This window comes from Enterobacter sp. 22466 (assembly GCF_052044775.1).
In the GTDB taxonomy this organism is placed as follows: Bacteria; Pseudomonadota; Gammaproteobacteria; order Enterobacterales; family Enterobacteriaceae; genus Enterobacter; species Enterobacter dissolvens.
The window spans coordinates 35,092-56,953 of sequence record NZ_JBQENX010000009.1; the positions used below are offsets into that span (position 1 = coordinate 35,092).

28 protein-coding genes are annotated in these 21,862 nt (G+C 53.4%); 15 read left to right on the forward strand and 13 right to left on the reverse strand.

Going from position 1 to position 21,862, the window contains the following annotated elements:
- The first annotated feature begins 1 nt into the window (after window position 1).
- The 11 genes from ACTJJI_RS20410 (at window position 2) to ACTJJI_RS20460 (ending at window position 6,316) form a co-directional block, all read left to right on the forward strand.
- Window positions 2–568: a phage baseplate protein gene (locus tag ACTJJI_RS20410; protein WP_440655420.1), complete on the forward strand. Its 567-nt coding sequence runs from the start codon at window positions 2–4 to the stop codon at window positions 566–568.
- 12 nt (window positions 569–580) lie between these two features.
- Window positions 581–916 (forward strand): phage baseplate plug family protein, encoded by a 336-nt coding sequence (locus ACTJJI_RS20415; protein ID WP_440655422.1) that lies wholly within the window; start codon window positions 581–583, stop codon window positions 914–916.
- Window positions 917–947: 31 nt separating this feature from the next.
- A complete protein-coding gene (locus ACTJJI_RS20420) occupies window positions 948–1,295 on the forward strand; it encodes a phage holin family protein (protein WP_211445633.1) in 348 nt (115 codons plus the stop codon).
- The gene (locus tag ACTJJI_RS20425; protein ID WP_440655424.1) at window positions 1,279–1,716 is read left to right on the forward strand and encodes a lysozyme; all 438 of its coding nucleotides are present in this window, start codon (window positions 1,279–1,281) and stop codon (window positions 1,714–1,716) included. The genes ACTJJI_RS20420 and ACTJJI_RS20425 overlap by 17 nt, the downstream gene beginning before the upstream one ends.
- A complete protein-coding gene (locus ACTJJI_RS20430; protein ID WP_440655426.1) occupies window positions 1,713–2,246 on the forward strand; it encodes a DUF2514 family protein in 534 nt (177 codons plus the stop codon). Before ACTJJI_RS20425 ends, ACTJJI_RS20430 begins: the two co-directional genes overlap by 4 nt.
- A gap of 115 nt (window positions 2,247–2,361) precedes the next feature.
- On the forward strand, window positions 2,362–2,682 hold the full coding sequence (locus ACTJJI_RS20435; protein ID WP_440655428.1) for a hypothetical protein: 321 nt from the start codon (window positions 2,362–2,364) through the stop codon (window positions 2,680–2,682).
- On the forward strand, window positions 2,672–3,106 hold the full coding sequence (locus tag ACTJJI_RS20440) for a DUF29 domain-containing protein (RefSeq protein ID WP_440655430.1): 435 nt from the start codon (window positions 2,672–2,674) through the stop codon (window positions 3,104–3,106). Before ACTJJI_RS20435 ends, ACTJJI_RS20440 begins: the two co-directional genes overlap by 11 nt.
- A gap of 406 nt (window positions 3,107–3,512) precedes the next feature.
- Window positions 3,513–3,824, forward strand: coding sequence for a hypothetical protein (locus ACTJJI_RS20445; protein ID WP_440655432.1), 312 nt, complete (start codon window positions 3,513–3,515; stop codon window positions 3,822–3,824).
- 130 nt (window positions 3,825–3,954) lie between these two features.
- Window positions 3,955–5,322 (forward strand): chromate efflux transporter, encoded by a 1,368-nt coding sequence (gene chrA / locus ACTJJI_RS20450; protein WP_440655434.1) that lies wholly within the window; start codon window positions 3,955–3,957, stop codon window positions 5,320–5,322.
- A 109-nt stretch (window positions 5,323–5,431) separates the two neighbouring features.
- Window positions 5,432–5,875 (forward strand): PACE efflux transporter, encoded by a 444-nt coding sequence (locus ACTJJI_RS20455; RefSeq protein ID WP_014831941.1) that lies wholly within the window; start codon window positions 5,432–5,434, stop codon window positions 5,873–5,875.
- A 75-nt stretch (window positions 5,876–5,950) separates the two neighbouring features.
- Window positions 5,951–6,316, forward strand: coding sequence for a VOC family protein (locus tag ACTJJI_RS20460; protein WP_014831940.1), 366 nt, complete (start codon window positions 5,951–5,953; stop codon window positions 6,314–6,316).
- Window position 6,317: 1 nt separating this feature from the next.
- On the opposite strand, the gene ACTJJI_RS20465 is transcribed toward ACTJJI_RS20460, so the two are convergent.
- Window positions 6,318–7,934, reverse strand: coding sequence for a mechanosensitive ion channel family protein (locus ACTJJI_RS20465; protein WP_083021918.1), 1,617 nt, complete (start codon window positions 7,932–7,934; stop codon window positions 6,318–6,320).
- 226 nt (window positions 7,935–8,160) lie between these two features.
- On the opposite strand from ACTJJI_RS20465, the gene ACTJJI_RS20470 reads away from it, so the two are divergent.
- A complete protein-coding gene (locus ACTJJI_RS20470) occupies window positions 8,161–8,523 on the forward strand; it encodes a DUF4406 domain-containing protein (RefSeq protein WP_014831938.1) in 363 nt (120 codons plus the stop codon).
- Window positions 8,524–8,568: 45 nt separating this feature from the next.
- Here ACTJJI_RS20470 and ACTJJI_RS20475 read toward each other — a convergent pair whose 3' ends face one another.
- A complete protein-coding gene (locus tag ACTJJI_RS20475) occupies window positions 8,569–9,336 on the reverse strand; it encodes a DeoR/GlpR family DNA-binding transcription regulator (RefSeq protein ID WP_440655437.1) in 768 nt (255 codons plus the stop codon).
- Window positions 9,337–9,422: 86 nt separating this feature from the next.
- On the opposite strand from ACTJJI_RS20475, the gene ACTJJI_RS20480 reads away from it, so the two are divergent.
- Together ACTJJI_RS20480 and tam are read left to right on the forward strand one after the other, a co-directional pair.
- Window positions 9,423–10,007, forward strand: a complete 585-nt coding sequence (locus ACTJJI_RS20480) for an NUDIX domain-containing protein (protein WP_014831936.1) — start codon at window positions 9,423–9,425, stop codon at window positions 10,005–10,007.
- Between the two features lie 83 nt (window positions 10,008–10,090).
- The gene (gene tam / locus ACTJJI_RS20485) at window positions 10,091–10,849 is read left to right on the forward strand and encodes a trans-aconitate 2-methyltransferase (RefSeq protein WP_440655439.1); all 759 of its coding nucleotides are present in this window, start codon (window positions 10,091–10,093) and stop codon (window positions 10,847–10,849) included.
- A 6-nt stretch (window positions 10,850–10,855) separates the two neighbouring features.
- On the opposite strand, the gene ACTJJI_RS20490 is transcribed toward tam, so the two are convergent.
- The 7 genes from ACTJJI_RS20490 to ACTJJI_RS20520 form a co-directional block, all read right to left on the reverse strand.
- Window positions 10,856–12,046, reverse strand: coding sequence for a cytochrome c biogenesis protein/redoxin (locus ACTJJI_RS20490; RefSeq protein ID WP_050860689.1), 1,191 nt, complete (start codon window positions 12,044–12,046; stop codon window positions 10,856–10,858).
- A gap of 137 nt (window positions 12,047–12,183) precedes the next feature.
- Window positions 12,184–13,479, reverse strand: a complete 1,296-nt coding sequence (locus tag ACTJJI_RS20495) for a sensor histidine kinase (RefSeq protein WP_440655441.1) — start codon at window positions 13,477–13,479, stop codon at window positions 12,184–12,186.
- The gene (locus tag ACTJJI_RS20500) at window positions 13,476–14,216 is read right to left on the reverse strand and encodes a response regulator (RefSeq protein WP_163281139.1); all 741 of its coding nucleotides are present in this window, start codon (window positions 14,214–14,216) and stop codon (window positions 13,476–13,478) included. The genes ACTJJI_RS20495 and ACTJJI_RS20500 overlap by 4 nt, the downstream gene beginning before the upstream one ends.
- Window positions 14,217–14,260: 44 nt before the next feature.
- Window positions 14,261–15,256, reverse strand: a complete 996-nt coding sequence (locus ACTJJI_RS20505) for an alpha/beta fold hydrolase (RefSeq protein ID WP_047361906.1) — start codon at window positions 15,254–15,256, stop codon at window positions 14,261–14,263.
- 145 nt (window positions 15,257–15,401) lie between these two features.
- Complete coding sequence (locus ACTJJI_RS20510) at window positions 15,402–15,842, reverse strand: GNAT family N-acetyltransferase (protein WP_014831930.1); 441 nt, start codon at window positions 15,840–15,842, stop codon at window positions 15,402–15,404.
- A 12-nt stretch (window positions 15,843–15,854) separates the two neighbouring features.
- Window positions 15,855–16,325, reverse strand: coding sequence for an N-acetyltransferase family protein (locus tag ACTJJI_RS20515; RefSeq protein ID WP_440655444.1), 471 nt, complete (start codon window positions 16,323–16,325; stop codon window positions 15,855–15,857).
- A gap of 9 nt (window positions 16,326–16,334) precedes the next feature.
- Window positions 16,335–16,922, reverse strand: coding sequence for a hypothetical protein (locus tag ACTJJI_RS20520; protein ID WP_440655506.1), 588 nt, complete (start codon window positions 16,920–16,922; stop codon window positions 16,335–16,337).
- 134 nt (window positions 16,923–17,056) lie between these two features.
- On the opposite strand from ACTJJI_RS20520, the gene ACTJJI_RS20525 reads away from it, so the two are divergent.
- Window positions 17,057–17,605, forward strand: a complete 549-nt coding sequence (locus tag ACTJJI_RS20525) for a GNAT family N-acetyltransferase (RefSeq protein ID WP_046887454.1) — start codon at window positions 17,057–17,059, stop codon at window positions 17,603–17,605.
- Here the strand turns inward: ACTJJI_RS20525 and ACTJJI_RS20530 are convergent.
- From ACTJJI_RS20530 to ACTJJI_RS20545, 4 genes are all read right to left on the reverse strand, one after another.
- Window positions 17,593–18,507 carry a bestrophin family protein gene (locus ACTJJI_RS20530; RefSeq protein WP_063412558.1) on the reverse strand — a complete coding sequence of 305 codons (915 nt, stop codon included), beginning with the start codon at window positions 18,505–18,507 and terminating at the stop codon, window positions 17,593–17,595. The genes ACTJJI_RS20525 and ACTJJI_RS20530 overlap by 13 nt on opposite strands.
- Before the next feature lie 199 nt (window positions 18,508–18,706).
- Window positions 18,707–20,158 (reverse strand): tagaturonate reductase, encoded by a 1,452-nt coding sequence (locus ACTJJI_RS20535; protein WP_440655447.1) that lies wholly within the window; start codon window positions 20,156–20,158, stop codon window positions 18,707–18,709.
- 117 nt (window positions 20,159–20,275) lie between these two features.
- Window positions 20,276–20,803 (reverse strand): GNAT family N-acetyltransferase, encoded by a 528-nt coding sequence (locus ACTJJI_RS20540; RefSeq protein ID WP_063411952.1) that lies wholly within the window; start codon window positions 20,801–20,803, stop codon window positions 20,276–20,278.
- A gap of 82 nt (window positions 20,804–20,885) precedes the next feature.
- Window positions 20,886–21,851: a sensor domain-containing diguanylate cyclase gene (locus ACTJJI_RS20545; protein ID WP_014831923.1), complete on the reverse strand. Its 966-nt coding sequence runs from the start codon at window positions 21,849–21,851 to the stop codon at window positions 20,886–20,888.
- Window positions 21,852–21,862 lie beyond the last annotated feature (11 nt).

The window sequence follows — 21,862 nt, forward strand, 5'->3', positions numbered from 1 at the left end:
TATGTCAGATTTAGGCGGATTGAACGCACCAACGAGCAAGCGCGCCGTTATTGTGTCAGCGTCCGGGGTAGTAGTTAATTTGCGGTTGCGTAAGCGTGAAACCTATTCCGTAAAGCGCAGCGTGACAAAGGGCGCGCTGGAGACGGGCTATAAAATTTCTGACGGTACTGTCACAGAACAACCGGCAGTTGATATTGAAGGGTTGGTCACCGGGAGTGATGGATATGCCCTCGCATTTGATCCAACGCGTATTGATGCAGAGGTGGCCAGCATTAATAACGCATTCAATCTGAATGAGCTTGTGTCGGTTTACACGTCATTTATTGCCATCAGTGATGCGGTATTAACTGAGTTCCGCGCGGAAGCGACAGCAAAAGACAAGACCATCATCATTAAGCTTGCCGCAGAAAAAATCAAATTTGTAACCTTCCAGCGCACCCAAAACGAAGCGCCAGCACCGAAAAAAACAAAAACAAAAAATCCAGCCGGGCAGGGGAGGGCAGGCACCGGCAAGAAATCCGCCACGCCTGAAGAGAAGCCCAAAACAGATATTTTATATTTTACATAGGGTTAAACGTTGATGGATGAACAATTTTACAGCTTGCCTCTTGTGGCATCCGTACCAGACCAGGACATGACGATTGGCTTTGATGGCAACTTCTTTTCCGTGCGGGTCTTCTTTTCGACAACTACGCACTTGTGGTGGCTTGAGTTGAGTAGCGTAGATATGGCGGTGACACTGTCACAAATCGTGTTGCGGCCAAACGTCATGCATGGCCTGTCCGGGAAAGTGCCGGGCTACGCCGGAAGCGCCTCAATTGGCATGGTGACGCGCAGAAGCAGCGCGATTTACGGTTCAATTGATGCCTTTGCGGGTGATTTTGGGCTTTTCATAGCTGATACCGTGACAGTGTAACGTTATGGCGTCAAAAACTGGCATTTTGATTATGAATAACACATTACAGGAGCTTACGGAGCAAGTGACCAAATGGATTGAGGTTTATTTCCCGGCAATTTGCGCGGGTCTTATGGCTGCAGCAATTTCAATTTTAATGGATATCCGGGCGGGCGAACCGCCTAAGCGAACCGCTACAGGTGGCGTTATTTGTGGGCTGGTTGTGACGGGTTGTTATTCATTCGCAATATTTTTAGGCATGCCACCTGAAGCGGGCATCTTCTTTGGTGCTTATGTCGGATTCAGGGGCGCAGATAACATCAAAGAAACGTTTGTGTCTATCGGCAATTCAATCAGAAATCGCAAGTTAGGAGGTGCTGGAAATGCAAATAAGCAATAACGGAATTGACTTCATCAAGCGTGAAGAGGGAGAGAAATTAACCGCATACGAGGATACGCGCGGCATTCCCACAATTGGCGTGGGTCATACTGGCGATGTTAATGGCCAGCCTGTAACGGTGGGTATGAAAATAACCGCAGAGCAATCCTCAGCATTGTTAAAAGGTGATTTGGCATGGGTTGAAGGCACAATCAAGAGTTATGTTAAATCGCCATTAACACAAAATCAGTATGACGCACTTTGCAGCTTTATCTTTAATATCGGCGGCACCGCCTTTAAGGGGTCAACCATGCTGAAGTTGTTGAATCTGGCGAATTACAAGGGCGCAGCGGATGAATTTCCGAAATGGAAAAAATCAGGCAATGACCCTGATATTTTATTACCACGTCGCCAGCGTGAGCGGGCATTGTTTTTATCATGATTTCGTTACTTAAGGTCTTCTGGAAGCCGCTGACGGTTGGCGGCTTAATATTGCTGGCTCTTTGGGGCTTTTCGCATATCCGTTATCAGGCCGGATATCAGGCGGCGGAATTAGCCTGGCAATTGAAAGACAGGAAGCGTCAGAAAGAGGATGCTGAAGCGCTGGCTGCGCGGCAGGCATATGAGCGAGCAGAAGAGAAAAGGCGGCAGGATGAAGCAACAAACGCAGCGAAAGAGGCAGATGTACAACTTGCGGCGGCGCGCGCTGATGCCGCTGTTGCTAAGTCTGCTGGTGACGGGTTGCGCGCCACAATCGCAGACCTTAAGCGCCAGCTTGCAACAAGTAAAACCGGCGAGCTTTCCGCCATTGTCGCAGCAAGCGCGGCAAGAGCCAATACCGCCATTTTGCTTGCCAACGTGCTTGAGCGCGCTGACAAGCGAGCGGGTGAGCTGGCGGAATACGCTGACCGGGCAAGAATAAAAGGTTTGCAGTGTGAGAACACATATAAAGGCGTTACCAATACGCAATAAATCTGGTGAAGCCCTTGTCACATTTCGCCCGGCAAAGTCCGGGCATTTTTTTGCCCGCTTGACGACGGGTAACATAATTGTTACCTTGAATGCGTTAATCAATCAGGGGGCTTGTATGGCCAGCATTGAAACCGATGAATCAACAATCCGGTATCTGAAGGAAAACCCCGAAGCCAGAATGGCTGCAATAGACGAGGTTTACAGGCTGATACGTGAAGGTGATGTTGATGTGGCAAAGATAACGTTGCGCATGATTATCAACCTGACGTGTGGATTTCCGGCCATTTCTAATGAGGTAGGCAGACATCCTAAGTCCATCATGCGCATGCTTACGCCTGATGTAGATCCAGGCATAAAGGCGTTTATGTCAGTAGTAAATGCCACAAGGCGGCAGATAGCTAACGCGTCAACAGGAGGTATGAACGATGCGCAGTAATCTCTATGAAACAGACTTCTACGGGTGGACGCAGCAACAGGCGGCACTTCTCAAAGATGGACGTTTATCTGATTTAGACGTGATGCATTTAATGGAGGAAATCGAATTTATGGGCGGCAGCGAACGCAGGGAACTTGAATCACGTCTTGAAATTCTGTTTATGCATTTGCTGAAGTGGAAATTCCAGCCCAGCCACCGTGGTACAAGCTGGACGCTCACCATTAAAGAGCAGCGCCGTAAAATCGCCAGGCATCTTGAAAAGAACCCGTCACTGAAAAGCAAACTGCCTGAAATGGCAACGGAGGCATACGGCGATGCCGTTTTATCTGCCGCGCGTGAAACGGGCTTTGATGAATCCACGTTCCCGGAGTCGATGCCATGGACGCTGTTACAGGCATTTGAGGCAAACTATCTGCCTGAGTAAAAGAAAGCAATGCACCAGACCCGGCCACCGCGCCGGGTTTTTTTATGCCCGGAATCACAGAAACGGCCACACAGCACGGGCAGGGCGGGGTCAATCGCCTTAATATGCTGTTTGTAGTTGAAATAATCAGGCCTGAGAAGTAGACTGGAGGTTAGAGTCTTGCAACAAGGGCGTAAAGCGCCTTGTCCTGCCTGTGTTTGTACATTATTATGTGATTTAACATAATATACATTATGCGTACTAAAGTCGAATCAGGGAGAATCCAGAGTTTCGCGGCCGTCATTGTGTTCCTTGGCTACTGATAGCTGTTGTAAAATCATTTACGAGTTTGTACATAACGCTATCCACTGAGCTACCGGGTTGATAGTCTTGATTACACCGGGTAATCAGCGCTGATGGAGAAAACATGGCGATAACCGAAGCAAAGCTGCTGGCATCTGGATTTACATCCTTGGACCTGCAGAAGTTGCGTAAGTACATAACAAAAGATGCCCTTTCTCTGGATATGGTGATATCTGACTTGTCCAGACGTTTTAACGCAGCGTTGTTATTGACCATGTTGCTTGCTGCTGTTTACCTCATAGTTATTATCATCGCGTCCAGAGCAAATGTAATATCCACAGGCGTTGCTATGTTGATCGCTTTGTTCATCATTTGGTTTTTTCAGCCTCCGTTTCTTTCCTATAAGGCATGGAAATTTAACAAGAAATACCGCTAACATGGCCGCTGTCTTTAAAATCTCTTATCTCAGTTTGCTGACGTAGCCATCTTTACTCATCTTTCATAAATATGGCATATGCTTAGCGAATCCTTCTCTCAGCAGAATTCAATAACAGGTTCAGATACTCATGAACAACAATCTGCCTACGGTCGACGACGAACCGGGCGTTCCACCTCCGCATGTCAGTTTCCGTGAAGCCTTTTTATTCTGGCTGAAGCTAGGATTCATAAGCTTTGGCGGGCCGGCTGGGCAGATTTCGATAATGCATCAGGAGCTGGTTGAAAACCGACGCTGGATATCCGAACAGCGCTTTTTGCATGCACTAAATTACTGTATGGTGCTTCCGGGCCCGGAGGCGCAACAACTGGCGACCTATATTGGCTGGCTGATGCACCGCACCTGGGGCGGCGTGGTTGCCGGGGCACTGTTTGTGCTCCCTTCCCTTTTTATCCTTATTGCTCTGTCGTGGATTTACGTTGCGTATGGCCATTTGTCTGTCGTGGCCGGTCTCTTCTATGGCATCAAACCGGCGATTACGGCGATTGTTGTGCAGGCTGCGCACCGTATCGGTTCGCGGGCGCTGCGTAACCGCGCTCAATGGGCAATTGCTGCCGCCGCGTTTGTCGCCATTTTCGCCCTCAATGTCCCTTTTCCCGTTATTGTCCTGTCAGCCGCAATGATGGGTTATGTGGGGGGCCGCCTTTTCCCCGACCATTTTGGTCAGGGTAACGCCCATGACGCCAGCCGCAAATCCTACGGTGATGCCATTATTGATGACCATACGCCAGCGGCTCCGCATACGGTTTTCAAATGGTCACGTTTGACCCTGATTATCATTGCCGGTGTTTTTTTATGGGCAACGCCAATGGCAATGCTCTTTCTGAGCCTGGGCTGGACGCACCCGTTTACCCAGATGGGCTGGTTCTTCACCAAAGCGGCGTTGCTGACCTTTGGCGGTGCTTATGCGGTACTGCCTTATATCTACCAGGGTGCGGTTGGCCATTATCAGTGGCTAACGCCAACGCAGATGATTGATGGTCTGGCACTGGGCGAAACCACGCCGGGGCCGCTTATCATGGTTGTGGCATTTGTGGGATTTGTCGGTGGCTATGTGAATATGGCGTATGGCCCGGATCAGCTTTTCCTGGCAGGCGCTGTAGCGGCCGTGCTGGCGACCTGGTTTACGTTTCTGCCATCGTTTTTGTTTATCCTCGCCGGTGGTCCTTTTATTGAAACGACGCACAACAATATTAATTTCACCGCGCCGCTCACGGCGATTACCGCAGCTGTGGTTGGGGTAATCCTTAATCTGGCGCTCTTTTTTGGCTACCACGTGCTATGGCCACAGGGCTTTGACGGCAAAACGGACTGGATCGCGGCGGTCATTGCCCTTGCTGCCGCTATCGCACTTTTCCGGTTCAAATATAAAGTGACTCACGTTATTGCCGCGTGTGCGGTCATCGGGTTGGTTTTACATCTGTTCCTCAGAACATAGTGCCAGGCCCCGAATAACCGGGGCCTGTCAGCAATTCTAACCTGCACGTTTAAAGAAAGTTGAAGCCTGTCTGGTATACTCCAGTTTTTTGTAAAACGCCCCTAAGCAAATGGAAATTGAATTAAATAAAAGTTTTAAAGAACGCGTTTTCCATGCTGTCATTTTCGAAGTGACGGCCAACGTCATTATTGCGCTGTCACTGGCGTGGCTGATGAACGTGTCGGTGCTCCAGTCAGGTTCGTTATCCGTGATATCTGCACTTGCCGCTACAGCATGGAATTTTGTGTTTAATAAATTCTTTGATGCCCTTCAGAAAAAATATGCATTTCAACGAACATTTCTCGTTCGTGGGATCCATGCGGTCTGCTTTGAAACAGGACTTATCATCACATTAATCCCTGTCGCGATGGTAATGCTGAATTTAACAGTGACTGAGGCATTTTTTGTCGAGATCGGTCTGGTACTGTTTTTTCTGCCATACACGATGCTCTTCAACTGGCTCTACGACTACCTGCGTTGGACATTTGTTGGGCGAAAACAGTCTGCTACATAGGCACGTTCGTGAGCACATTTGGCGCCGCACGCCTTCTATACTCTGTGTTTCTCTCTCTTTTTTAAGGAAGGAACAATGTTCGATCATGTGAAATTCGGCGTCAGTGATTACGAGAAAAGTAAAACCTTCTTCCTCAACGCGCTTGAGCCGCTTGGTGTAAGGCTCATCGATGAAGGCACACCTGAGTACGGTGTTGAAATGAGTTCCGGCAACGTGTCACTCTGCCTGTTCCAGACGCGCGACAAACCGGCCCCACTGCATCTGGCGTTTGTGGCAGAAACACGCCAGCAGGTTGATGATTTTTACCATGCCGCAATGCGAGCGGGTGCCAGGGATAACGGTGCCCCAGGCTTGCGGCCCTACAGCAAAAACTACTATGCCGCCTTTGTCATTGCGCCTGACGGCCATAATATTGAGGCGGTCTGTCATGCACCGGACTGATTCATGATGGCTTTTGTGTGGGTTTCTCTGCCGGTGCTGCGAACCAGTTTTCTTCCGCGACGACGACCGCACCTTCCGGCTGCATCACGAAGTTTGGTGACATAATCTGCACGTTGAACTCGTTGAAAACGTCCTGAATGTTACTGTGGAGCTCATTGCGGGCCTCGGCAAGTGACTGTCCGGGCTGCAATTTTACCTGCAACTCATAGGCAATGTACCAGTCCATCAGCCCCAGCTGACGCACCAGGGGCTGCTGCGAAGGGTCAACACATTTCGACCGTCTGGCCGCCATCTCCAGCATGGCATGAACCTGTCGCCACGGCGTGTCATAGCCAATCGTCACGCCAATCGTCAGGTTCACGCCGCCGTCAGGATTCTGCACGCTCAGATTGGTGATTTTTCCGCTCACCACCACCGCATTGGGTACGGTCACAACATAGTTCTCGCGGGTGATGATCTTGGTCGCCAGCATGCCTATCTCCGTGACCAGCCCTTCGTTATCCGCGACCCGTATAACGTCTCCTTTCCTCAACGCTCGCGAGTAGATCAGCACCAGTCCGCTCATCGCATGGTTCATGACGCCCGCTGAGCCAAGGGTCAGCATCAGGCCGAAGAAGACGCTGATACCTTTGAATGCCAGTGAATTGGCGCCGGGTAAAAACGGGTATGCCGCAGACAGGGCAAACAGCCACACCACAACGGAAATGAGCTTACGCGTCGCGCCGACGGTCTCAGGATGAATGCCCGGCAGCTGCAAGCGCCCTGCTTCCACCTGATTTAACAACACCTTCAGGAGCTTCAGAATAAAGGCGGTAATCACAAAGATGATCAGGACAATCATAATGCCCGGCATGGCCGAGACAATCGACAGCACAATATCCCGCAGAACGCGCATGGTCCAGTCGCCTAACGATGCACCCCAGACGCGTGTCCAGGGGAACAAGCTGAACGCCCAGCTCAGCCAGAGATACAATCCGAGAATGCCCAGTAAAATCATCAGCAAAGCATACAAACGAGCCTCAATTGCGCCGACAAACTTACGCCAGCGTTGAGGAATGACGCTGCGGTTTTCAAGAATACGACGACGGCAGACATTGCGAACCCAGCGCCATGACCGCCACGCGCCATACCAGAAAAGAGACAGTGCAAGCAGTCCGACGACCGTTTTCCCGGCGGAGAGCGCCAGCCAGCCGGTGTCATACTGATCGCGAAGCGCCGTACGCTGCGCCTCCATCCGCGCCAGCACGCGCTGAGCGGCCTGGTCAAGGGTCAGATCATCGCCCTCATCGAGATCCGCCTGTGTAAGCAATAGAACAGGCTTATTGTTCATGACAATCAGCCTTCCCTGCTGGTTGTAACGGGTAACGGGGACAATTTTCAGCGGCTCACGCACATCCTGCTGGGTGAAATTACGCAGGGTATGACGGATACGCAATACGCGCTCTTCAGGAGTGGTGAGACCAAATTTGGCCTGTAGCATCACAATCGGCTGGTGAAAAATGTAAACCGTTCGGGCACGTTCCTGCTCAGTAGGCTCCTGCCGTGGCTCGGCGGCGATGCCGGTAAATGAGATGATCGAGAGCACGCAGGATAATAATGCGAGCAGGACCTTGTTCATTTCCACCCCCTGAAACGCAACTTATTGTTATTTTTCAATTGCCCCAGAGAATGGCGAGTCTCTGCATGTTGAGCATAGACCAGCCATGCCCTTATGCAACATCACCAGTATGCACGATATCGCTTGAATTTGCACGAGTATGCACACTATGATGTTTTGCAAACGTAAAACTGACATCGAATTTCTGAACGTGCAAATTCATGCACCATCACGCAAAGAGGTATGTATGACACAACAGTTGATTTTAATTGCCGGGCCCTGGCGCAGCGGGACTGATGGCGACCAGGCAAAAATGGATGAAAACCTTGCCCGTCTGGAAAACGCTGCGTTAGCCGTTTACCAGCGTGGCCACGTTCCGGTGATTGGCGAATGGCTCGCGCTACCGCTGGCCAAAGCCGCAGGTTCAACGTCAATTGGGGATGAAATCAGTGAGACGATGCTCTATCCGGTTGCACACCGACTCATTGCCAGATGCGATGCGATTTATCGTATTGCCGGTGCGTCTAAGGGCGCCGATATGGATATTGAGGTTGCCCGGAAGCTGGGGTTGAACGTCTACACCTCATTAGAAAGCATCCCTCAGGTCTGAGGAAACGCGTGAACCTGCCTGCTCTTTACAGGCAGGTTCACGGGGTTATTCTGGATCTGAAGTCTTCACCACGGAAACCCCTTTCTCCCTGACCGCGTTAATCCAGGCGCGATCGGTATCGTCTCCCACGACAATCGTATTGACCAGCGATAGCTCGCCAATCACAAACGATGATGCGGTGTTAATTTTTTCTGGCGACGCCAGGACCACCGTCTCGGCTGCCCTGCCGGAAAATGCACGTTTGATGCACGCCTCTTCGAAATCCCCGGTGGTAAGCCCCGCTTCAGGGTGGATGCCAGTAACCCCCATAAAGAACAGATCCGCATGGATATTGTCGATGCCCTCAATGGCTGCTGCACCTACCGTCACGATGGAGTGTTTGTACAGACGCCCCCCGATCAAAATGACATCAATCGAAGGATGCTCGACGAGTCCCAGGGCAATGCTCGGGCTGTGTGTGACCACGGTAATGCGTAAATCCGCCGGCAAAAACGCGATCAGTTCCGATGTGGTGGTGCCGCCGTCGACGATCACCACCTGACCCGGGGAAATGAGCTTCGCGCCTTTGCGGGCCACATTTTTTTTCGCATCCATCTTCACTGATTTACGCTCGGAAAATGGCACGGTGGCCGACGAGGCCGGCAGCGCACCGCCATGGACACGCTGTAAACGCCCTTCTGCCGCCAGCTCACGCAAATCACGACGAATGGTGTCTTCTGACACCGCGAAATGTGCACTCAGCGCTTTAGACTGGACCTGGCCTTCAGCGGCAAGCTTCTCAAGGATTAATTGTTTTCGCTGACTGGTGAGCATAGTGGATTCCTGATGTTGCACGTTTTGTCTTGAATGTGCATGATAATGCTGTTTATGACGATCACTCTACGTAAGGAGCAGCAAACGTGCAATCGAAACGTGCAGATGTACGCATCATTGAAAATGAAACGCTGTCGGATAACTGGTACATCCTTAAAAAATATACCTTCGAGCTGCAGCGACGCGACGGTGAATGGCAGCGACAAAGCCGCGAAGTGTATGACCGGGGGAACGGGGCAACGATACTGCTCTATAACCGCGATAAAAGAACGGTGATCCTGACGCGGCAGTTCCGCTTTCCGGTCTTTATCAATGGTCATGAGGACGACCTTATCGAAGCCGCCGCCGGGCTGCTGGATAACATGGATCCCGAAAGCCGCATCAAAGCGGAAGCGGAAGAAGAGACCGGATATCGTGTCTCCCGTGTTGAGAAGGTGTTTGAAGCCTACATGAGTCCAGGCTCCGTCACGGAAAAGCTCTATTTTTATATCGCTGAGTATCACCCACAGGATCGAACCAGCGAAGGCGGCGGAATTAAGGCAGAGGGAGAAGATATCGACGTGCTGGAAATGCCGCTGGACGAGGCATTGCGCAGCATTGAAACCGGCCAAATCGTGGACGGCAAAACCATTATGCTGATTTACCATATTGCGCTGAAAGGCATTCTGTAACCAAAACGCAGGCAGAGACCAGCCGCTGTGCAGGTCTCTGCCTGTGCTATTCTTGCTGATGACTGCAACACGGAGATGCAAAGATGGCCGACTGGAACCCTTCGCTTTACCTGCAATACGGTGCCGAACGCACGCGCCCTGCTGCTGAACTGCTCGCCAGAATTCCGCTGGATGAGGTGTCCACCATCGTTGACTTAGGCTGTGGACCGGGAAACAGCACCGCGCTGCTGAAGCATCGCTGGCCTTCCGCCCACATCACCGGTATCGATAACTCACCGGCGATGCTTGAAGAGGCGCGCCAGGCGTTGCCTGATTGCCACTTTGTTGAAGCCGATATTCGTCAGTACAAGCCGGGCCAGACCCTGGGCCTGATTTATGCGAATGCCTCGCTACAGTGGGTCCCTGACCATTACGATCTTCTTCCGCATCTGGTTTCGCTGCTGAAGTTAAACGGCGTGCTGGCGATCCAGATGCCCGATAACTGGCTGGAACCGACACACGTCTCGATGCGTGAAGTGGCTGTTGAACAAGGTTATCCGGATCGTGGCCGTGAACCTCTGCCCGGTGTCCATGCGTATTACGATATTCTGACGGAGGCAGGCTGCGACGTGGATATCTGGCGCACAACCTATTTCCATAAAATGAGTTCGCATCAGGCGATTATTGACTGGGTGAGTGCCACGGGGCTGCGTCCGTGGTTACAGGAGCTGAATGAAAGCGAGCAGAAGCAGTTCCTGAAACGCTACCATGAACTGCTGGAAGAGCAATATCCGCTTCAGGAAAACGGGCAGATACTGCTGGCATTTCCACGCTTGTTTATCGTTGCTCAACGTCAACCCTGAGTCGGGTCAGGAGCGGGCCTCCTTCAGCAGCTGCTGAATAACTTTTTCCTGCTGGTCATAATTGCCTTCGCCAAAGGAGGTGTAGCGCAGTTGCCCTTTGGCATCGAAATAGTAGTGTGCGGGCCAGTACTGATTCCCGAAGGCGTTCCAGATCTGATAGTTGTTGTCTGTTACCACCCGATACGGGAGCTGCCATTTCGTCACCGCTTTTTGCACCGAGGCGAGCGGTTTTTCCCACGGGTATTCCGGCGTATGCACACCTATCACCACCAGACCCTGCGACTGGTACTTTTTGGCCCAGTCGCGGACATACGGGAGCGTATGCTGGCAGTTGATGCAGTCCCACGTCCAGAAATCAATCAATACCACCTTCCCCCGCAGAGAGTCAGACGTGACAGGGTCACCGTTTATCCATCCCGTTCCGCCGCTTAAGGAGGGCAACTGGCTGCTGGGCTCGGTCATCACCACCGGCTGGAGCTTCACCGGGGTCGTCGTCGGTTTCGCCAGACTCAGGAGGGAATTTTCCAGGCGGTCTGCGACGCCATTTGCACCTTTCAGAACGGATGTCATCCCGGTGGCGTTAAACGCAACGGTCGCTAACATCACCACGCCCGCCCCCTTGCGTAACCTTTCCATCAATGCCGATCGGGCGCGCAGCGGGGCCATCAGCGTGCGGCCACCTGCAACCAGCAGACCCAGCATCAGCGCGCATCCACTGCCGTAAGCGGCCAGCAGTGCCCCCGTGGCAATGGCGGAGTGACCGGCAATATTCAGGCTGAATATAGCGCCCAGAATCGGCCCGGCGCACGGCGACCAGAGCAACCCGACGGCCAGCCCGGCCAGAAAGGCAGAGATCATGCCGCGCGTCTGCCCGCTGCGTGTGTTGAGGAGATTACCGGCGCTGACGGCCGGTCCGGCAATACGCTGGGCGAATGTCGGGAAAATGAGTGCCAGCGCGGCTATTGCCAGTACAACCAGTGCGACCCAGCGCCCTGCTATCGTCGCCTGGGCGATCCAGCTGCTGGCGGCGGTAGCCACCAGTGCCACGAGGGTGAACATTACAATCATCCCCGCGAGCAACGCCAGAATATGCCGTCGTTGCCCCTGGAACCCGGCAAACAGCAGTGGAATAACCGGGAGTGTGCATGGGCTGAGCAGACTTATCATCCCGCCCAGAAAAGCGATTATCAGAAACATAGTGACCTCACATTACAGATGCCCTGCGAAGCTGCAGTGAGGTTATTTCACCGTGTTGATATGTTCAGGATGTGTGCAAATCAGCGCGAATTGTCTGCGCGCGTATCATGAGGGCTGTCCGATACAAAACCGTACAATTACCCGCGCGGCAGCGTAATCGAAACGTCCAACCCACCCTCGACGTGGTTCGCCAGATGCAATTTCCCGCCTAACTGCGCAGTCAGCTGGGCGGCGATCGCCAGCCCTAATCCGGTGCCACCGGTGTCGCGGTTTCGTGAGGTTTCCACCCGATAAAACGGCTGCAATACCGCCTCCAGTTCGGCGTCCGGTATCCCTGGTCCGCCATCGCGAATCGAGATCGTGACATGATGGGCATCTGAATGAATCGTAATGACGGCGTGGTCGCCAAATTTCAGCGCATTATCCAGCAGATTAGTCATCACCCGGCGTAGCGCCTGCGGACGCGTGACAATCGGAAGACGGGCATCGGTTGCCTGAAGCTGCACGTTTTTCCCGATGTCCTGATAATCACTGGCAATGCTGTTGACCCAGGCGTTCAACTCCAGCTTGAGCGAGGTCTCTTCCAGAGATTCTGATGACCGGGCATACGCTATTCCTTCCCGCACCAGGCGCGTCATATTATCCAGGTCGTTAAGCAACTTGTCGCGCAGTTCCGGCTGGTCCGCCATTTCGACGCGTAGCTTCATGCGCGTTATCGGGGTCTGGAGGTCGTGCGATACAGAGGCCAGGATCTGCGCGCGCTCACGCAGGTACGACTGGATACGCGCCTGCATGGCATTAAAGGCGTGTGCGGCCCGTTGCACCTCGACTGGCCCTGTCTCGGTCATCGGCGAGCTTGCTGCCGGGTCGAGGGAATCCACCGCCCGGGTAAACTGCGAAAAGGGTCGAATAACCTGACGCACGGCAATCCATGAGCAGAACGCCAGAAGCAGCAGCTGCAACACAAGCACCACAGGCAGCCAGCTGGCGACCGGTGGCATTCGGGGGATCAGGTCAATGGTCAGCGGCGAACCATCGCTCAGCGTAAGGTGGGCCTGAATATGAGAAACCGGCCCCGGCACGGCAGTAAACGTCAGTGGCCAGGTTGCTGACAGCGCCTCTGTCAGGGTGCGGATGGCATCCTGCGAGCGTTTGTCATGCGGTGCGGGCCCCGGTTCACCGGTTCCCAGAATGTAGCGATAGTTCCCCCGCGCCAGTCGCTCCAGCCAGGCTGGACGCTCCTTCGCGGGAAGCCGGTCCAGGATGGCCACACTGGTGGAAACGTCATATTCCAGGTTGCCGAGCATCACCGTGCGGGCGCTGCGCATCCGCTCCAGCATGACCAGAGTCAGGCTGAGCGCGTTGGCCAGCAGGAGCCCCAGCATCACGATGATCAGCAGTCGCGTCAGTAACGAGCGTGGCCAGAGCCTCATTCATTGGCCTCTTTGATGATCACCGGCATGGTGAAAACGTACCCTTCACTGCGAACGGTCTTGATGTAGGCCGGCGTGCGGGCATCTTCATTCAGCCGCTGGCGAACCCGGCTGACCAGGAGATCAATTGAGCGCTCAAAGAGTTCGGCATCTCGCCCCTGGGTCAGGTTAAGCAGCTGATCGCGGGTCAGCACGCGCTGAGGATGGTCAAGGAACACGCGCAGAAGGCGATATTCCGCCCCGCTGAGCGCGACAATCATCCCTTCGCTGTCGATCAGGTGGCGGCCAACGGTGTCCAGTTGCCAGTCGCCAAACATCACCAGGCGCCCGGCTTCGGTGACCTGCAGATTGGGGGGCATCGTGCGAAAACGGCGCAAAATGGCTTTGATACGCGCCAGCAGTTCGCGCGCAACAAAGGGCTTCACGACATAGTCATCGGCCCCCATTTCCAGCCCCAGGATCCGATCGGTCTCTTCGTTGCGCGCGGTTAGCATCAGGATCGGCAGATCTTTATGTTTACCGCTGCGCAGTCCCCGGCAGAGCGTTAATCCGTCATCGCCTGGCATCATCACGTCCAGCACCACCAGATCGACATGCTGTTTATCAAGCACAGCCCGCATCTCTTTGCCGTTCGCCGCGCCAGACGCGCGATACCCCGACTTGACGAGATAGTCGACAATCAATTCACGAATATCCCTGTCGTCATCGACGACAAGGATATGATCAATATGCTCCACCGGGATCTCCTGACTGAGGGGTAACGTATTGAAAATAGCACATATCACAGCTTATCCGCGTCGATAACCGCCTTGACGAAATCCTGCGGGTCTTCCTGCGGCGGGTTGTGCCCCACGGTGGCCCCAAAGGTGCGGTGTTCATATTTACCCGTGAATTTACCGGCATAGGCCTGCGGTGCAGGATGTGGCGCCCCGTTGTTGCCGCCTTCGATGGTGATTGTCGGGACGGTGATATTTGGCAATGTCGCCAGCTTCTGCTCGTAGCTGTCGTATTTACGCTCGCCTTTTTCAAGCCCTAAACGCCAGCGATAGTTGCTGAGCGTAACCGCGACGTGATCGGGGTTATCCAGAGATTTTGCGCTGGCGTTAAAGGTCGCATCGGAAAACGTCCAGTCTGGTGAGGCCTGCGACCAGATCAGACGGGCGAAGTCATGGGTATTTTTGGCATAGCCTTCGGCACCGCGTTCTGTTGCGAAATAGAACTGATACCACCACTGCTGCTCTGCTTCAGGCGGCAACGGCTGTTTACCAATCTGCTGGCTGCTGATCAGGTAACCGCTGACCGAAACAAGGGATTTGACGCGTTCAGGCCACAGCGCCGCGACAATATCTGCCGTACGGGCGCCCCAGTCGTATCCGGCAAAAACAGCCTGTTTAATGTTGAGTGCGTCCATCAGGTTAACGATGTCTTTCGCCATGGCCGAAGGCTGGCCGTTACGCGGCGTGCTTGCAGACAGAAAACGCGTGGTGCCGTAGCCGCGCAATGACGGCACGATTACCCGGTAGCCTTTTGCGGCCAGCGCAGGTGCGACCTCGGCGTAGCTGTGAATATCGTACGGCCAGCCGTGTAACAGAATTACCGGCTGACCATTTTTCGGACCGATATCGACATAGCCGATATTCAGATCGCCGGCGTTAATTTGCTGAGGGTGATCGAAGGCCGCGGTGACATCTTTGCCGGTGACTTCGGCCTGACAGGCCATGACGGTGCCAAGAGAAACGGTTAACGCCAGGGTTGAATACGCGAGTTTGCTGAACATGTTGGTATCTCCGGTTAAGTACAGTTGACGGGGATATAACAACACGCGTTTGTATAGCGGATATGTGCGAAAGGGAGTTTATTGCAATCCTGTGTATGTATCCGGTACGCAGATACAGTGTGATACAAACACAGGCGATTGAGGCTTACAGCGAAAGGCGGTAGCGTACGTAATCGTCAGCTTCACCGTATTTGTCATAGAGTTTACGCGCCGGGTTGTTCTCCCGGGTGACCCAATACAGTTTTGACCACCCTTCGCGCTTGCCTTCCGCTATCAGGGCATCAATGAGCGCCTTCCCGGCCCCCGCATTACGTTCGGTGGCATCAACAAACAGATCTTCCAGGTAGCAAACGGGGGCCGTTGACCAGGTGCCTTCGTGGAGAATGCACATCGCGAAACCGATGACCTTTTCGTCTTTCTCTACCACGCGGCAGAACATCGGTGAATGTGGGGAAAGCGCCCTTTCCCACGTCGATGCGGTAACCGATTCATCGAGAAAACAGTCATAAAAATGGGTATAGCCATCCCACAGCGGTCGCCAGTGGGAGTAATCGTCAGCGCGTAAAGGTCTTACCGTAACAGTCATGCGTTCCTCATATTACACATTGATCGCCATTTCAAAACAGCGTAAATCAGCGCCCGCCATACGCGAGTGATGATATTTTTCGCTCAGCGTGACAAACCCGAGCTTCTGGTAAAACGACCGGGCGTTAGGCGTTGCATCAAGCGTCAGGCGGGTTATCCCCCGGCTATGGGCCTCCTGTTTGAGCGCCTCGACAATCCGGGTCGCCATGCCTTTACCGGATGCTGCAGGCAAGGTGAATATCGCCTCCAGACAGTGGGTCTCCAGATCAAGATAGCCGGTTGCCGCAATGTCGCCCTTTTCATCTTCCACCACATAAAAAGGGTATTCAATGACCATTTTCCGGTAGTGTTCGGGCATCAGATCGGGCGTCCAGCGCGCAATGACGTCCGCGTCGTAACTGGTTTTACAGCCGTGACGAATCGCCTGATTGCGAATATTCCAGAGTATTTCGGCTTCCTGCGGATGCGCTTTTCGTAATGTCATATTACCTCTTTAACGGCTTTTTAACCGGATTTCACGAGCCACGCTGGCAAGACGCTGAGTGCGACAATAGAGGGTAAACAGCACAAAGCCGCTGCTGTTCATCACGCCCCGACAAAGTATCAGCGCGAAGGATGCGATGACCAGTGGCCATAGGCTTCCGTCATGAGAAAACAGCAGATGCAGCCCCTGAGCGAGAGTCACGACCAGCAGAATGATGAACACCGCCATAACCCCCAACAATCCTGACGTCATCCCTCGGGCCAGAAGCACGCTGATAACAATGAGCGCGCCTGTCATTATTAATGATGGTACGAAAAAGCTCAGTGCATGCTGTAAAGGTGACAAACCTTGCAACGCGCTGAGAAAAGGCAGAAGGTTTAACGCAAACGCCACTACAAACAGAGGTAACAGCGCCGCTACCGGGTAAGGGTTTTGACGCGGCAGCTCGCTGAGGGGGCGAGAAAAATACCGTCCCAGCTCGGGGGTGGAATGATTCAAAAGACGGTTATCACGACGAGCAATCGCCTCCTCTGTCTCTTTGCCATGTTGCAGAAGATCCTGGAAAACACGTCCGGTGAAAAGAGACAAAAAGCCCATTAAAAATTTGCCATTGAAGAAATGATGCCCATTTCTGGTAGTGAATAAATCCAGCACGCCTCAACTGAATGTGATAGAGATGAAAATACCAGAACGCAAACAAAAGCATAACGCTTAAACAGGGAGATCTGCGGATGACGATACCGACGCTCACGACAGAACGCTTGCTGCTAAAACCGCTGGTTGCCGAAGATGCCGTTCAGATACAAACGCGCTATCCGCACTGGGAGATCGTCCGCTACATGGTCTCTTCCGTGCCCTGGCCCTACCCGGATAACGGCGCGGAAAACTATGTCAACAACGTGGCGCTGCCGGATATGGCAAAAGGGATTGCCTGGTTCTGGAGCATCCGCCGTCGCGAGGTGCCGGACGTGCTGATGGGTATTATCTGTCTGTACGATGTGGAAGATAACAACCGCGGGTTTTGGCTGTCGCCGGAATTTCAGGGAAAGGGATATATGCGCGAAGCCAGCATTGCCGCAACGGATTACTGGTTTAATACGCTGAACAAACCCGTATTACGCGCGCCGAAGGCCGCCGCCAATAGCCGCTCCCGTCGTATTTCAGACAGTAGCGGCATGCGGCTTATCAAAACGGAACAGAAAGCGTACGTCAGCGGTATGCTCGATTCCGAGCTGTGGGAAATCACCCGCGACGAATGGAATGCCCGTCAGGTCAGTTGATAATGCTTATCCGGCATCAGCCTTTCCGGAATGTTCTCTTCATCGTTCATCTGCAACAGATCGCGTTCCATCATGTTGCAGATAGCGTCCAGCGGCAGGTCGTTATCTTCGGTACCAAACGGATCTTCCAGCTCTTCCGCCAGGGTGTCCAGCGAGATAAAGGTGTAAGAGATCAGGGCCGAGACAAAGGGCGTCATGTAGTGCAGGTCAACAACCAGCGCGAACGGCAACATGATGCAGAAAAGATAGACCGTACGGTGCAGGATAAGGGTATAAGCAAACGGTACAGGCGTGGTGGCGATCCGCTCGCAGCCGGACAGGACACTCGACATGTCGTTCAGACGATTGTTCAGGCTGTGGAACAGAATGTCTGAGAGTTGTCCGTTACGGCGCCGCACGGCCAGCCATTCTCCCATGATCAGCAGAATACGGTTCGCCGGCGAGTTGGCGGCCATAACGTTGCGTAACTCCTCCGCCGCCAGATAGCGCGCCAGTTGCCCTTCCCCCTTTTCACGGCGCAGGGTCATGCGAAGACAATGGGCAAAGGCAATTTGCAGACGGACGAACTCACCCAGATGTTTATCATCCGGTAAGGTGTTTTTAACCTCGCGAAACAGCGAGCGTGCCGCTATCATCAGTTGCCCCCACAAAAGGCGAGCCTCAACGTAGCGTGAATAGCAGGCGTTGTTTCTGAACCCGAGGAAAATAGCGATTGCCACCCCCAGGATACTGAATGGCGCAACGGTAAATTTGATGCCCAGCGAGGTATACCACGGCAGCATCAGGATTACGGCGATGGAAAGCAGGAAGTTAAGCAGCAACCGGGTATAGATTTTGGGCAATACCGAACCGTGCCAGACAAAAATCAGTTGTAGCCAGTGCTGTTTGGGACGAACAATCATAGTGAGCTTCAGGAATGGAAAGAGCCGCGTTATTAAACGTGATCCCCCTCACAGTTGCAAGCTTGTTAATGAAAGATTGCATTTTTCACCTGATACGCAATAAACCGCACGGTGTCGCAGGTTACTTTAAATAAAAAGGCTTATAGTATGTTGTAACTAATTAAATTAAAAAACCCGGCCAACGCCGGGCATTGAATCTCTAGCAAAGCGGTTTCACTGCGGCACGCATCCCTTGCTGCAGGATAGCGTCGAGATCGCACGTAACCTGTTCTACCAATCCTGCCACCTGGATTAAATCCTGCTCCCAGTGCTCAGTCACGCTTAAAACGGAGGCGACCAGCTCGCGGGTAGTGATCTGTTTGTCGTGATGCTGCGCCCACAGCTGTTGGTAACGAGCAAGCCAGTGCGCATCATCCTGCACCGGATAGCTATCCCCGTTACGCTCTGCACGGTAGAACGCGATCAGTGCGGCCAGGGCGAACGTCAGGCGAGCGGGCAACGTGCCAGATGCCCTCACCCCCGCCAACAGCTGCGGCAGAATGCGCGTGCGATACTTGGTCATGCCGTTAAGGGCAATCGACAGCAGCTGATGCTTGATATACGGATTGCGGAAACGACCCGTAACGGCGCTGGCGAAAGACGCCAGTTCATCACGCGGCAAATCCAGGACCGGAATGATTTCCTCATAGATCGCTTTTTCGATAAACGCGCATACGTCGGCATCGTTCATCGCCTCGCCCACCGTATCCAGTCCCGCCTGGAACGCCACCGGCACCAGCGCCGTGTGCGCGCCGTTGAGAATTGCCACTTTGCGCTCTTTGTACGGCTTAATGTCATCCACAATCCGCACGTTTAGCGGGAATTTGTCCAGCCGCAGTTCGCTGGCCAGAGATTCAGGCCCCTGAATAACAAACAGGTAGAAATGTTCCGCGGTATCAAGGAATCCGTCGTGATAGCCTAACTCAGCTTCCAGCACAGCCGCTTCGTCGCGCGGATAACCCGTTACAATCCGGTCAACCAGCGTGGAGCAGAAGCTGTTATGCGCATTCAGCCATTGAATAAATTCCGCTGGCAGTGCCCATGCCTGGGCATAGCGCAGCACCAGTTCACGCAGCGCTTCGCCGTTGTAGTCAATCAACTCGCACGGAATAACGACCCAGCCTTTGTCCGCGGCGCCGTTAAAATGGCTGAAGCGCTCAAACAGCAGCCGCGTCAGCTTCGCCGGATAGCTCACCGCTGGTGCATCTTCAAAACGATCGCCCGCGTGCCAGCTAATCCCCGCCTCGGTGGTGTTGGAGAAGACAAAACGCATCTCAGGATTATGTGCCAGTTTCAGAAACTCATCGTACTGGCTGTAAACGCTGATCTCACGATTTACAGAGCGGATAAGGCGCGCTTCGCTGACCGCCTCGCCCTGCTCATTCAGACCACGAATGATCGTGGTATACAGACCATCCTGAGTGCTTAATGAAGGCGGGAAGTCGCTTTGAATGGGGCGAACCACCACGACACCAGCATTGAGATCGGTATATTCGTTTAACAGGTCGATTTGCCAGTCGACAAACGCACGCAGGAAATTGCCCTCACCAAACTGAATGATACGTTCAGGGTAGAGAGCACCGGGGAAATCACGACGGTTAAGTGTGTTCACAATGGGGTCCTTTTATGATTAGTCGTACAGCCTGATAAGATTGGTATGATAACTTATCAAAGGTTTTCGACCAGAACCCCGCTTTTGATCAATTCATCACGTCATTGAGGGAAATAATCACAAGAACTTATAGAAGACAGATGTGGCGGTCATTGCGCCATCCGGCATCAGCGCATAGCGCGGGATCTCCCCGACCTTTTGCCAGCCTGCCCGCTGGTAGAAGGTCTCCGCTCCGCTACCGGTTGAGGTATCCAGCACCAGCACCGAGATGCCTCTGGCTCTGGCCTGCACTTCCAGTTCCTCCATCAGCGCCATCGCGGCCCCTTTACGGCGCGCTTTTTCATGAACCAGCAGCTTTGCCACATCGGCACGATGCGGCTGGTTTTCCGGCTGATCGGTAATCAGTTGCACGGTGCCAATCACGCCATCCTGCGAATCGATGCAGGCCAGCACGACGCGTTCGTTACGCTCTACGCTCCCGGCAATCCCCTGCCAGAACGCGCGGGCTTTTTCGGTACTGAAAGGCAACATAAAACTGACGGAAGCGCCACCGTTGACACAGTTTTCAAGGATATCGGCCAGCGCATCGAGGTGGGTGAGAATATCGTCCCGGGTGAGGGTTTTGATCTGCAGTGAGGTATTCATTCTTTTTCCTTACGTTGAATATCCTCACTTTGCATTTAACATCTTTGTAACGCAATCATGTCAGACATAGGCTTTTGTTATGTCATTTTGTATGCTTACGCTGCTGCTTCATGGCATACATTTTTTCATCCGCGTCTTTCATCCACTGCTGCAGATCGTTGCCGTTATGATCGAACTCGCTCAATCCCCAGGAAAAATGGAGAGACCAGGGATGCAGCTTGCGGGCATTGTAGTGTTCAACCTGCTCGGCAAGATACTGCATGGCAATCCAGGCCCCCTGCTCATCTGTATCGGCAAACAGCACGGCAAACTCATCGCCGCCAAAGCGAACCAGCAAATCCGCTTCACGGAAAGAGGTGCGCATCAATTCCGCCATGACTTTCAGCGCGTTGTCACCTTCCTCATGCCCGTAGCGATCGTTAATCTCTTTGAAGCGATCCAGATCCAGCCAGCCAAGGGTTAACGGCTCCGCCCGGCGTCTGGCCACGGACAGCGTGAAGCGGAGAAGCTGGTTAAAGCCCCGACGGTTGAACAGTCCGGTTAATTCATCAGTTGTCGCCGCACTGACGGCAGCAAATTCGTCTTCCGCCAGCGCGCCGAGGTCACCCAGCACGGCCAGATCGGCCGCCGAAAATTCACGGGGAGAATAATCAATCAGACAGAGCGATCCCACGCTCGCCCCGTCACGTAAACGCAGTGGAAAACCGGCATAGAATCTTACGCCGGGCTCACCGGCCACCAGCGGGTTATCGGCAAAACGATCGTCCTGACGCATATCGGCGACCACCAGCGGCGCTTCGCTGAGGATCGTATGACCGCAAAACGAGATATTACGCGGAACGGAACCAGGTGCCTGGCCGTCGGCCGACTTCACAATCAGCGAATGTTCATCAATCAGATTGACCATCGCCAGCGGGACCTGGAAGAAGCGTTTTGCCAGACGTGTCAGTCGGTCAAACGCCGGGGAGCCGTCGATCTCAAGCAGGCCTGACTCGCGCAGCGAGTTCAGACGTTCCATTTCATTTGCAGGGGTTGCAGGTGTTTTCATAACGTCTCCTG

Coding starts and splice junctions, on each gene's coding strand:
- ACTJJI_RS20410 (WP_440655420.1), top strand. CDS start 2: ATGTCAGATTTAGGCGGATTGAACGCACCAACGAGCAAGCGCGCCGTT.
- ACTJJI_RS20415 (WP_440655422.1), top strand. CDS start 581: ATGGATGAACAATTTTACAGCTTGCCTCTTGTGGCATCCGTACCAGAC.
- ACTJJI_RS20420 (WP_211445633.1), top strand. CDS start 948: ATGAATAACACATTACAGGAGCTTACGGAGCAAGTGACCAAATGGATT.
- ACTJJI_RS20425 (WP_440655424.1), top strand. CDS start 1,279: ATGCAAATAAGCAATAACGGAATTGACTTCATCAAGCGTGAAGAGGGA.
- ACTJJI_RS20430 (WP_440655426.1), top strand. CDS start 1,713: ATGATTTCGTTACTTAAGGTCTTCTGGAAGCCGCTGACGGTTGGCGGC.
- ACTJJI_RS20435 (WP_440655428.1), top strand. CDS start 2,362: ATGGCCAGCATTGAAACCGATGAATCAACAATCCGGTATCTGAAGGAA.
- ACTJJI_RS20440 (WP_440655430.1), top strand. CDS start 2,672: ATGCGCAGTAATCTCTATGAAACAGACTTCTACGGGTGGACGCAGCAA.
- ACTJJI_RS20445 (WP_440655432.1), top strand. CDS start 3,513: ATGGCGATAACCGAAGCAAAGCTGCTGGCATCTGGATTTACATCCTTG.
- chrA (WP_440655434.1), top strand. CDS start 3,955: ATGAACAACAATCTGCCTACGGTCGACGACGAACCGGGCGTTCCACCT.
- ACTJJI_RS20455 (WP_014831941.1), top strand. CDS start 5,432: ATGGAAATTGAATTAAATAAAAGTTTTAAAGAACGCGTTTTCCATGCT.
- ACTJJI_RS20460 (WP_014831940.1), top strand. CDS start 5,951: ATGTTCGATCATGTGAAATTCGGCGTCAGTGATTACGAGAAAAGTAAA.
- ACTJJI_RS20465 (WP_083021918.1), bottom strand. CDS start 7,934: ATGAACAAGGTCCTGCTCGCATTATTATCCTGCGTGCTCTCGATCATC.
- ACTJJI_RS20470 (WP_014831938.1), top strand. CDS start 8,161: ATGACACAACAGTTGATTTTAATTGCCGGGCCCTGGCGCAGCGGGACT.
- ACTJJI_RS20475 (WP_440655437.1), bottom strand. CDS start 9,336: ATGCTCACCAGTCAGCGAAAACAATTAATCCTTGAGAAGCTTGCCGCT.
- tam (WP_440655439.1), top strand. CDS start 10,091: ATGGCCGACTGGAACCCTTCGCTTTACCTGCAATACGGTGCCGAACGC.
- ACTJJI_RS20490 (WP_050860689.1), bottom strand. CDS start 12,046: ATGTTTCTGATAATCGCTTTTCTGGGCGGGATGATAAGTCTGCTCAGC.
- ACTJJI_RS20495 (WP_440655441.1), bottom strand. CDS start 13,479: ATGAGGCTCTGGCCACGCTCGTTACTGACGCGACTGCTGATCATCGTG.
- ACTJJI_RS20505 (WP_047361906.1), bottom strand. CDS start 15,256: ATGTTCAGCAAACTCGCGTATTCAACCCTGGCGTTAACCGTTTCTCTT.
- ACTJJI_RS20510 (WP_014831930.1), bottom strand. CDS start 15,842: ATGACTGTTACGGTAAGACCTTTACGCGCTGACGATTACTCCCACTGG.
- ACTJJI_RS20515 (WP_440655444.1), bottom strand. CDS start 16,325: ATGACATTACGAAAAGCGCATCCGCAGGAAGCCGAAATACTCTGGAAT.
- ACTJJI_RS20520 (WP_440655506.1), bottom strand. CDS start 16,922: ATGGGCTTTTTGTCTCTTTTCACCGGACGTGTTTTCCAGGATCTTCTG.
- ACTJJI_RS20525 (WP_046887454.1), top strand. CDS start 17,057: ATGACGATACCGACGCTCACGACAGAACGCTTGCTGCTAAAACCGCTG.
- ACTJJI_RS20530 (WP_063412558.1), bottom strand. CDS start 18,507: ATGATTGTTCGTCCCAAACAGCACTGGCTACAACTGATTTTTGTCTGG.
- ACTJJI_RS20540 (WP_063411952.1), bottom strand. CDS start 20,803: ATGAATACCTCACTGCAGATCAAAACCCTCACCCGGGACGATATTCTC.
- ACTJJI_RS20545 (WP_014831923.1), bottom strand. CDS start 21,851: ATGAAAACACCTGCAACCCCTGCAAATGAAATGGAACGTCTGAACTCG.